The sequence below is a fragment of the Robinsoniella sp. genome, assembly GCF_034124845.1.
Map to the genome: position 1 here is coordinate 1 of NZ_JAWYAJ010000342.1, position 10,274 is coordinate 10,274.

Annotated in this window: 4 protein-coding genes; all 4 read right to left on the reverse strand. The window is 40.5% G+C overall.

The annotated features are described in order from the left end of the window. The coding region (locus tag ACH2DQ_RS17195; protein WP_395027572.1) for a prenyltransferase/squalene oxidase repeat-containing protein at window positions 1-888 on the reverse strand (888 nt) is incomplete at its 3' end. Window positions 889-893: 5 nt separating this feature from the next. Then, entirely contained in the window at window positions 894-3,083 is a 2,190-nt protein-coding gene (locus ACH2DQ_RS17200; RefSeq protein ID WP_394915974.1) for a DUF4430 domain-containing protein, read from the reverse strand. A 13-nt stretch (window positions 3,084-3,096) separates the two neighbouring features. Then, window positions 3,097-7,200: an InlB B-repeat-containing protein gene (locus tag ACH2DQ_RS17205; RefSeq protein WP_394915973.1), complete on the reverse strand. Its 4,104-nt coding sequence runs from the start codon at window positions 7,198-7,200 to the stop codon at window positions 3,097-3,099. Window positions 7,201-7,302: 102 nt separating this feature from the next. Beyond that, entirely contained in the window at window positions 7,303-10,230 is a 2,928-nt protein-coding gene (locus tag ACH2DQ_RS17210; protein ID WP_395027577.1) for an Ig-like domain-containing protein, read from the reverse strand. Window positions 10,231-10,274: the final 44 nt, after the last annotated feature.

Genomic DNA, 10,274 nt, shown 5'->3' on the forward strand with positions numbered 1-10,274 from the left:
CACCTGAGAACAGCTTTCCGAATTCTCCGATCCCCAGCTTGTGAAACCGCCCGATTCCTGCTGGCTGGATGAAAGGAATTGCAGGGCTTCGTCCACAACCTGCCGGACACTTTTTACCTGATCCTGCTTCGTTCCCTGCTGCACATAGCGATAGGTCTTCTCACTGTTATAGTAAGGTGCCAATGCCTGAAGCGCCATGGCAGTCATATCTACATCCGATTGCGGATCCATGGATGTCAGATTAAACCCGCCATCCTTAATCTGACTGCTGAGAATCTTCTCCAGCAACCCCTCTCTCGTATCTGCCGCATCCGCCGGAATATCATATCGCATACTATCCATGAGCAGCAGTCCGAAGATCAGTCCGTTAGTTCCCTGTGTACCCAGCGACATTACCTTGCCCCGATTATAGCTGCCATCCGCCACCAGATCGACTGGATTGCCCTCCTGGTCCTCTCCTATAGAAACCGGATCTCCTCCTGCTGAGAGCACCGCCAGTCCGATTCTCTGCCATTCCGTCGCTTTTGTACGATCCAAATATCCGTTTTCCTGATAGGATTTACTGATATACGTTGCCGTAACGGCAAGATAAGCATTGTAATCATCTGCATATCCGCTTCTGCCTATGCCAATAGCCGCCCAGTCGCCTGCAGTCGATCCCACACTGTCCAGAAAAACTTCTGACATCAGAGGTTCGTCCAGGCTGACGCCTGAAATAGCCTTGCGCCAGTTTATAATTCCCTCCATGACATTTAACAGTTCGTCCGGGGTATAATCTTTGTGGGAAGCTTCTGCAGTAATTGTGAATATGCCTGCAAGGATACCGCAGGCAGTACACATTACCAGAAGCTTCTTTATTAATTTATCTGCGTTCATTTTTAATCTCATGATGATTACCACTCCTTATCCCAGATGACTGATCCGGTGTCGGTGCCGTTCTCGCTGCCATTTGCAGGATTATTGTTGCCGCCCATTGCAGCGCCGCCGCCGATGTCACTTCCGTATGCAAGAGTAAATCGAATACGTACATCATCACCGTCTTTAGGATAATACTGCGCAAATCCCAGATTCGGATACTCTCCATTTACCATGTACATCCACCCTGAGCCCTTTGTGAAATCAAATTCACCAAGGCTGTTATTTCCCAAAAATTTTCCATGAAATACTTCTCCGGTTCCATCATCCCATTCCATTAATTTTTCTTTTAAATCTTCCGGAATTGCAGGTTCGCTGAATAACTCATAATCCGTAATAATCCTTTCCAGATAATAACCTTCATCTAAGGATCCCGAAGCTTCAGGTTTAATATTGTAATTACGTAAAATAGTATCTATTATATGAGCTAAATTTACTCCTTCTTTGATATCTACCGATTCACTAAAAATATTCGCTACGCCAACTGTTGTTGCTTCCATGGATACATGGATTGTGCCTACAAACTTTTCACCTTCTGCTGGGAGATCCGGATCTGATTCGATACTTATACATTTATAACATGTTTTTTGATTATTAACATCATAGGCATATATCTCAATTGTATTCAGACCCGGAACTAGATTAGCATTATATGACACTTTTTCCACATTAGGATATTCATACATTATTTCTTCGCCATTTAAAAACACCTTTATGTTTTCGATAGAAATATAATTTCCTTTATAATCCTTAGAAAAAATATAAAAACTAAATTTCCCCGGAACCTCCATCCCACTATTTTCAATTTCGAATAAATCAGTAGTAATGGTTGGCATAAAAGGATCAATTTCTTCACCATCTCCACCTACAACAAATGAATAAGTAACCGTATGATTCTCTTTAATATAACCTTCACCATCTTTAGCCTCCAGAAAAAATGTATAATCACCCTTATCCGTAAAGGAATATGTATAATTGCCATTTTCATCACTGGTTAGTTCTTCTCCCTTACAGGTGACTATCATGTCCACTTCCTTAGATCCTCTCAGTCCTCGGGCATAAAATGTAATTTCAGGAACATCAACTACTTCAAAATCTTCTAAATTTGTACTGATTGTCAGATCACTGATGGGTTTGTTATATGTAATGGTATACTTTTTTTCCTCACTGCTCTCACCGTTTACAGCTGATACAACAAAATGGTTTTTCCCTTCCTGAAGCGACACCTGATATTCATTGGATTCTGATGTAACAACATTCCCATTACATGTTACTGTTACCGGTATTTCTTTTCCTGATACTTCTGCATATGCAGTGAAGCTGTAATTATTCTTTGTAACCGTATCATTATTATTTATGTTACAATTTATTTGTATCTTTACCAACTCTAAATATACCGTATAAGTTTTGGAAACGGTAAATACCTTTTTATCTTTATCCCGATAAGTAACGGATACTTTTATCTTATTTTCACCAGAGGATAGCTTCACGCTGCCCGTAAATTCTAGATCCTCCCCACTATTCACCTTAACAGATACATTTCTTACCGTCAGTTCTTTATTAATCTGAGAAATTGCAAATGTGTAAACACTATTGGTGACTGTTTCACCATCTATAATTGTCGTCTTAAAATATTCATTTTGCTGCTCACCTTTTGGTCCCAGCTCCTTATTCCCGTTCTCTTTCCCCTTATCACCAGGCCCATTCCCATTGTTGTCTCCGCTTCCATTTCCGCTTAGTCCATTCGAACTTCCAAAATTTTCGTTTCCGGTGTTACCTCCATTACCAGTCGAACCATCATTGCCTGTTGCTTTTCCTGAACCAGAAGTATTCCCCTGCTTTTTATTCGTCTCGGGGTTATTGTTTTTATTCTTGTTTTGCCCCTGGTTCTGTTCTTCATCCGGGTCAGAATTTACGGATGAAGTTGTTGCCGCTGCGATTCCCTTCGGCAAAGTTGGCACTACTTCATTTGTACTGGTCAATTTTACCAGGGAGCTGTCTTTCGACAGTCCCTGGATTGGGTTGGATGGAACAGCTGAAGCCTGACTGCTTAAAGCATTTAGGAACGTGGCGGTTAACAAGATGATTACCAACAGTGTTGTGACACCCGTTGACGCGCTTCTATGCTTTTTTACACTGGTCTTAATATTTGACCAAAGTTTTCCCATCGCTTTCACCTCATTATTTCGTAATCTTTATTTTCTTAGTCGAACTATAAGAACCATATATATAGTTACCCACTGAATCTTTACGATATGCCCGTACCCGAACATAATATGTTTTTTTCTTCTTCAATTTTGTTAGTGTTTTACTTGTGCTTTTGGTTGTTACCGTTTTCATACTCTTTCTAAAACGTTTATCCAATGCATATTGTATTTGATAACCCTGAGCGTATTTTACCTTTTTCTTTATCACTACTTTCAATTTTTTTGCATTAGAATTCGAAACACTTTTAATTACGGGTTTAGAAGGTTTCTTAACTTTTTCCCACTTCGCATATAGTGTATAATTGCTTCCTTTTCCTTTTTGTATTTTTTTAATTTGCTTTTTAAACTTTCGGTCCGTATACCAGCCTTTAAACAGGTAACCTGCTTTTTTTGGAGACCTTAAAGAAATAGAAGCATTTCCATTATAAACTGATGGATTACCTGAATGATTGCTTCCTCCGGCAAGAACATAAGTCAAACTGTAGTTCGAAACCGTAATATTACATCTCGTTGTAAAATTACCTACCTTAGCTGTTATTACTGCAGTTCCAGCACCCTGAGCAGTGACTCTGCCGCCTGAAACAGCAGCAACTTTATTATTACTGCTGCTCCAAACTGCATTTCGATCCGAAGTAGTATTCTCCGGTACATAGCCAATAGATAATAAACTGCTTTGTCCTTTCACAAGTGCAATATTCGTCTGATTCATAGTCAGTCCCTTCAAAGGCGATTGAACTACTACGCGGCACAATACTGAAAATTTCCCTACACTGGCTGTAATTGCTGCCTCTCCATTACTAATTCCCTTGATCTGTCCATTTTGTACCGTTACTACTTTATTATTACTGCTGCTCCATTTTACAGTCTTATCATTGATAGTATTTACAGGATTATAAGAAACCTGTAAATTTACACTGCTTCCTACATCAACGGTTAACTGATAACGATTAAGCCCAATGCCTTTTAACTGTAGGCTTAAAATTCTTTCATATTCTTTTTCTGCGTCTGTTAGAACCTGATATTCCTGCTGTGATATATAGGCAAGCTGCTCTTCCCTCAGGTTATCATATGCTGCTCTTGCCAAAAGTATTGCATCTTTGCTGCCCATTGACACGGTGCCGATTGCTGAGATTTTATCAAGTACTTCCTGTGCCTTTTTATAGTTGTATTTCATATTAGAAAGTGCCATCTCCGCCTGAACCAATACCTGGTAATTTTCCACCAGCTTCTTTTGATTTGCAGTCATCCTTCCAAAATCACGGCGGATCGAAACCAGTTCACTTTCTTTATTTAATGTAACCTCTCCTATTCCAGCAATTCTAGCCATCATTTCCTCTGCCAGCGCTTTATCATTTTTTAAAGCAGCAAGGTCCATCTCAATTCGTACTAAAGTATAATAATTTTCAACCAGGACCTTTTGAACATTGCTCGTAAGCGCTTCATAAGATGACCTGGCAGCCAAAATATCAGCTTCTGAATCCAGAGATGCAGATCCCCCTAATTCCGCAATTTGATTTACAACTTCTGTTGCTGCCTTAAAGTCATCTTCTGAACCAAGCTCCTGTGCCATATCATAAAGTATTTGTTCAGACGAAATAAGGCGATCGAGTATACCCTCCTGCAGTTGTGACTTTTCTTCTTCTGAAAGCATCAGATAAGCTGCATGGGCTTCGGAAATCAGTTGAAAACTATTATCTTCAAGGTTGAGATCCTCTAAATTTGGTATTGCCTGTATTTTTTCCTGAACAAGCGCAATTCTGGCTGCACTTTCTTTTAAAACAGAAAGCGTTTCTTCTGCAGTTTCCAACTGCCGCAAAGTACGTTCATTTACAAGCACCTTTTGTTCTTCATTAAGGTTATTATAAGCTTCCCTTGCCTGTTCAATTGCTTCCTGCGATTCAATACTGACATTCCCAATAGAACTAATCAGCTTTTCCACTTCTTTAACCCGATTATCATTTTCGATTAATACAGCCAACTTTGCTTCTAAATCAATCAGCTTACTGTAGTTTGTGATCATCTCCTGCTCTTCTTCAGACAGTGCGTCATATGCAGCCCTAGCTTCTGAAATAGCTTTTGCATCCTTCAGAGCAATCTCATTACCTAAATTATTAATTAATTCAATTACAATTTTACTTTCTTCCATACTGGCTTCTAATGCAGCAAGTTTCTCTTCGGCTCTCAACAGCTTTCTATAGTACACTTCACCAACTGCTGCCTGCTGTACTGCGTATAATCCATCATATATTTCTCTAGCCCTTAAAATATTAGAACGGTCTGAAATAGTAATCGCTTCCACATTCAATTTATTTACAATTCCAATAAATTCATTTAAACCTGATAGATAATCCACAATCCATTTTGCATGAAGAGTCATGTCTCCATAACTGCCCTTTGGAATTTCAGTGATTGGGGTACCAGTAAATGAAGAATTTTTGTACCACCCTTTAAAGGTACAACCATTTTTTGTGATCTGTTCTGCAGTCGGCAGTACAATGGTGTCTGTATAAGGGGTATAAATACTTGGTATTAAAACTCCCGGTGCAAGCGAACCCTCATTTAAATTTACATTTATAGAATATTTATTTTTACCATACTGTGCATATAACATAATGTCCTGCTCCGGCATAGACAGTAATTCTCCTGGCTGGTAAAAACTCCCGGTTCCATCTTTTTTTGTATTCCAACCGATGAGTTCTTCCCCGTCTGCAGCAGTTACTACTGGCATTTTTACCTCGGCATAAGGACTGTGCTCTTCTACAAAGTTCTCTGCATGACCATTTCCGTCAAAAATTACCGAAAAAGATGCGGGGGCCATTTCCTGATAGCTGCCATCCGTCATATCAGTCATATCATATAAAGAGTTTTCTCCATTTAAAAATCGGTCATATGCGATTAATCCATAGACTGCCTGGTCAGTAGCCATTCCGTTTACAACATTTCCGGAGCCACTTCCTCCATCATCTCCTGCCGTAACATGCTTGAAGCCACCCGATCCTGGTGACGCACCACTCCTGGATGCCCAGAAAGTAAGAAGGGCATCGATCATATTATTTGTATGAACTCCGTCCTGTACCATCCCTTTTTGAATGAAACTGCAGCTTTTACCGATATTGGGCAGTTCTACATAAGATGATTTGGGATCAATGTTAAGTGCAGTTAATGCTACAATCGCCTGCACCGTAGATTCCGAATTCACATTTCCCCAGCCCTTAAACGCACCATTTGCGGCTTGTAATTTGCTTAGTTCCAGAATTCCTCTTTCGACTGCTTTTTGAAATTCATTATAAGATACAGATGAACCGGTTTGCACATATTTTGCCTGATCTAAATAATATGGTGCCAGCGCCTGAAGGGCCATTCCTGTTATATCCGGATCGGGAATATCCCCTTTCAGTGCAAATCCCCCTTTCGTACCATCCTTTTGAACAATTTCGTTCCTTAAAATAAATTCCAACATTCTGCCATAGTTATTAACATCCCCTGATTCTGCATCAACCGGATTTTTAATAAAAGAATATCCACCGGTATTCATGGCAATTACTTCCCAGATTGGACCATTAATACCCTGTAAATATGAAAATTTGTATGAGGATGACAATTTATCGATAAAGTTATATCCTGCAACATCAGTAATATCATATCCCAGAGCACTTAACGCCAAAATAACTCTGGACCATTCTGTAGATTTGGCAAAATGCAATTTCCCATTTTTATCAATCACATATTGCTCAACCCGCTTCAAATAATCGGTAAAATATCCCTCTTCAATATAATTCATATAATCAGCACCAATATACATCCCCCGCAGCAGGTCCATTACCGACCATTCCCCGTTATTGGTTCCCACATTGGGCTCTTTTACACGCTCCAGGATATACCGTGCTCCTGCATTGATATAAAATCTTATTCCAGGCTGCTGGTCTTCCCAGAATCGTATCTCCAGATTCTCATTTGCCTTATTCGGATCCCACGCTTTCGCCTGTACTTTCAGGGATGTAACCGGTACAATGCCAAGTACCATGACAACTGCTAATACCAGGGCAAGTACCCTTTTACAAAAACCTCTCCATTTCATAAACTTCCTCCTTCTTCCCCGGAGCGTGTTCGAAATATTACTGCACTGAAAACGCCATACAGCATTCTTCTATGAATTTTCAAACACCCTCTGAATCGTTTTTCATTTTATAACCTTAATATTTACGGTTTTACATTTGCCATTTTTGCTCCTCACCTTAATCTTGCAATGTCCTGCCTTCTTCGCCCTTACAACGCCTTTCGAATTTACAGTAGCTATTTTTTCATTCGATGATTCAAAGTAAATTTTTTCCGTTGCCGTAATTGGTTTTCTGACAACTGTAATCGTTGCCTTTTTCCCTTTTTTCAGTTTCATACTGCTCTTATTAACTTTGAGCGATTTCGTAACAACTTTGCTTTTTTGTACGTTTACCCTGCAGACTGCTTTTACACCACGTTTTGTCTTTACGGTAATTTTAGCAGTCCCTTTCTTTTTTGCTGTAATTTTCCCACTCTTTGTAACCGTCGCCACTTTTTTATTTGAGCTGGTCCAGGAAGCAGCCTTATCTCCTTTTCCAATGCTTTTAACTTTCACTACTTTGGTTGATTTTTTCACCTGCAGAGGAATGCTGCTTACATTTAACTTCACATAGGCTTTTGGCTGTGGTGCCGGTTTTGGGGGCTGTGGAACAGGTGGTGTTGGGGTTGGCGAAGGCGTTGGCTTCGGTTCCGATTTCTTCTGAACGGTTATTTTACAGGAAGCAGTCTGATCACCTGAATATACCGTTACATTCGCAGTACCTAAAGATTTTGCTGTAATAGTGCCGTCTTTGACCGTTACAATCCTTTCCTGATCGGATACCCATATAAACGGATCCGTAGCATTTGCTGGTGATGTTTTAATCGGTAATGTTAAAGTTTTTCCTTCTTCCAGAGATATTTCAGATTGGGAAAATGACAGACTGTTAACGGAAACCGCTTTGTCGATCACTTTTACCATAGTACTGGCACTTAATCCGCTTTTATCCCCGTATGCCGTTATCCAGACCGTACCATTTTTCTTTGCCATGACCAGACCATTTTCGTTTACACTTGCAACGGAAGAGTCCGAGGAATACCATCTGATATTTTCCGTATAGTTATCCGGCGATACGGTTAATAATAAATTTTTAATTTTCACACCGCTGACGCTGGACAGGGAAAAACAAGGGGGACTGATACTGATTTGCTGCAGCGGTATTTCCTTTACGGTTACCTTACATGTTTTGCTGAATGCCCCTGACGAAACCGTTATATCCACCTCACCTTCGGCAATCCCTTTGACAATTCCGGTCTTACCCACGGCAGCTACTTCCAGATCAGATGTTACATAAGTCCAGGTAATGTCGTCTGTTGCATCCTCTGGAATGCTATTTGCCTTTAATGTCATTGTGGCACCTTTTGTTAATTCCATGGATTCCATACTAAGACTCATATCCGTCATCGGAATCTCTTTGACGCTTACTGTACAGGAAGCTTCAAAATCATTACAGACAGCCGTGATGACAGTGTCACCGGCGGCTTTTCCTACAACCATTCCTTTTTCATCTACTGTGGCGGCATTTACGTTAGAAGAAGACCACTGTACTTCCCTGTTATCCGATGTATTTGATGGCAGATAGATTACTTCCAGTGCACTTTTCTGGTTTTTCAGAATTTCCAAATGATCTGCACTCAGTTCAATTCCGGTCATGGGGCTTTCCGGTACCGTAATGGTACAGGATGCCTGCAGATCTCTATAACTGGCTGTAATCTGTGCCACACCCGGACTTACTGCCGTTACCTCTCCGCTTTCTACTGACACCACTTCCGGGGCACTGGATGTCCAGTGGAGATTAACCGGAAAATTCGTTTGTTCCGGCTCCACTGCCACCTGCAGCTCTTCACTGTCATGAATCATAATCTCTTTATCTTCTGTCAGCATTTTTATAGCAGTTACTTCACCAATCAATGTATCTTCCAACATTTCTGATATCTCATCTACCACATTTTGCTCTGCTCCTATGTCACTCATGACTTGGTTCGCCTGATTTACCATCTGGCTGATCTTTGGATCATTCAGCAACGCTTCTCTATTTGCTGCAGAATTTATACTGGCAAGCAGATATGTCAGACGGTCTTTGTCTGCTACCAGATAATAATCATCAATATCCCCGCCCCCCATTGCACCGGAGCCGCCGATCTCAGAACCATATCCTACCGTGAACTGTACGCGTACCACATCACCGTCTGATAGATAGGTGTCCGCAAATCCTACATTTGGAAATACATTGTTCAAACAATACATCCAGCCGCTCATTCGGCTGAAATTAAATTCTCCCAGCTCACCCTCAATATAAGCCGCCGGATCAAAAGCATTTCGCACTTCATCCACGGTAGAAACCTTAGGCTCTAAAACTGCATCCTTTAGGAAACCAATTGGCAAATTTTTAATTTTTGCTAAATAAAACCCGGTATCCAGACTTCCCGTATAAACCATTTCGAATCCGTATTTGTGAATCAGACGCTGGAGGGCGCGGACAGAATTCTCACCTTCATACACTGGAACCAGCATCGGTTCTATCAGATAATCTTTTGAAATAGTGAATAGTTCAATATCTAAGGCTGCATATCCAACACACTCCCCTTTATTTGCTGCTTTGTATGTAAAATGGAATTGAACCTCTTTTTCAGAACCGTCTTCCTTATATCCCCGGACAATAATGCCGTAACTGCCATCTGCCTTGCCGGTCATATTTAATAAATAGCTGGTTTTTTTATCATCGTTCCAGCTTACCGCCAGCGCTTCCAGGTCTTCAGGTGTATCTTGGCTGTATAAAAATGCCTCAGAATCCACCTTGTTGTCTCCGCTGTCTCTTGCCCAGACATCAAATGTTTTTTTGCTCGCCCGTTGGGTAAATCCATTTTGTAAGGTAGTTTTCAGCATGATTTCTTCTTGCTGGCCGGAACCTGTTTCATTCGCCCGAACAACCATTACCGGAATATCTGTTATCAACAGCAGCATGACAATCATCCAAATGAAAAATTTTTGAATAACTTTTTTCTCCCTCATTTCATTTCCTCCTGAATTATTTATCATATTTTTTTACACATAAA

Excerpts from the sequence above, each read along its gene's own strand:
- ACH2DQ_RS17210 (WP_395027577.1), bottom strand. The coding sequence starts at position 10,230 with ATGAGGGAGAAAAAAGTTATTCAAAAATTTTTCATTTGGATGATTGTC.
- ACH2DQ_RS17200 (WP_394915974.1), bottom strand. The coding sequence starts at position 3,083 with ATGGGAAAACTTTGGTCAAATATTAAGACCAGTGTAAAAAAGCATAGA.
- ACH2DQ_RS17205 (WP_394915973.1), bottom strand. The coding sequence starts at position 7,200 with ATGAAATGGAGAGGTTTTTGTAAAAGGGTACTTGCCCTGGTATTAGCA.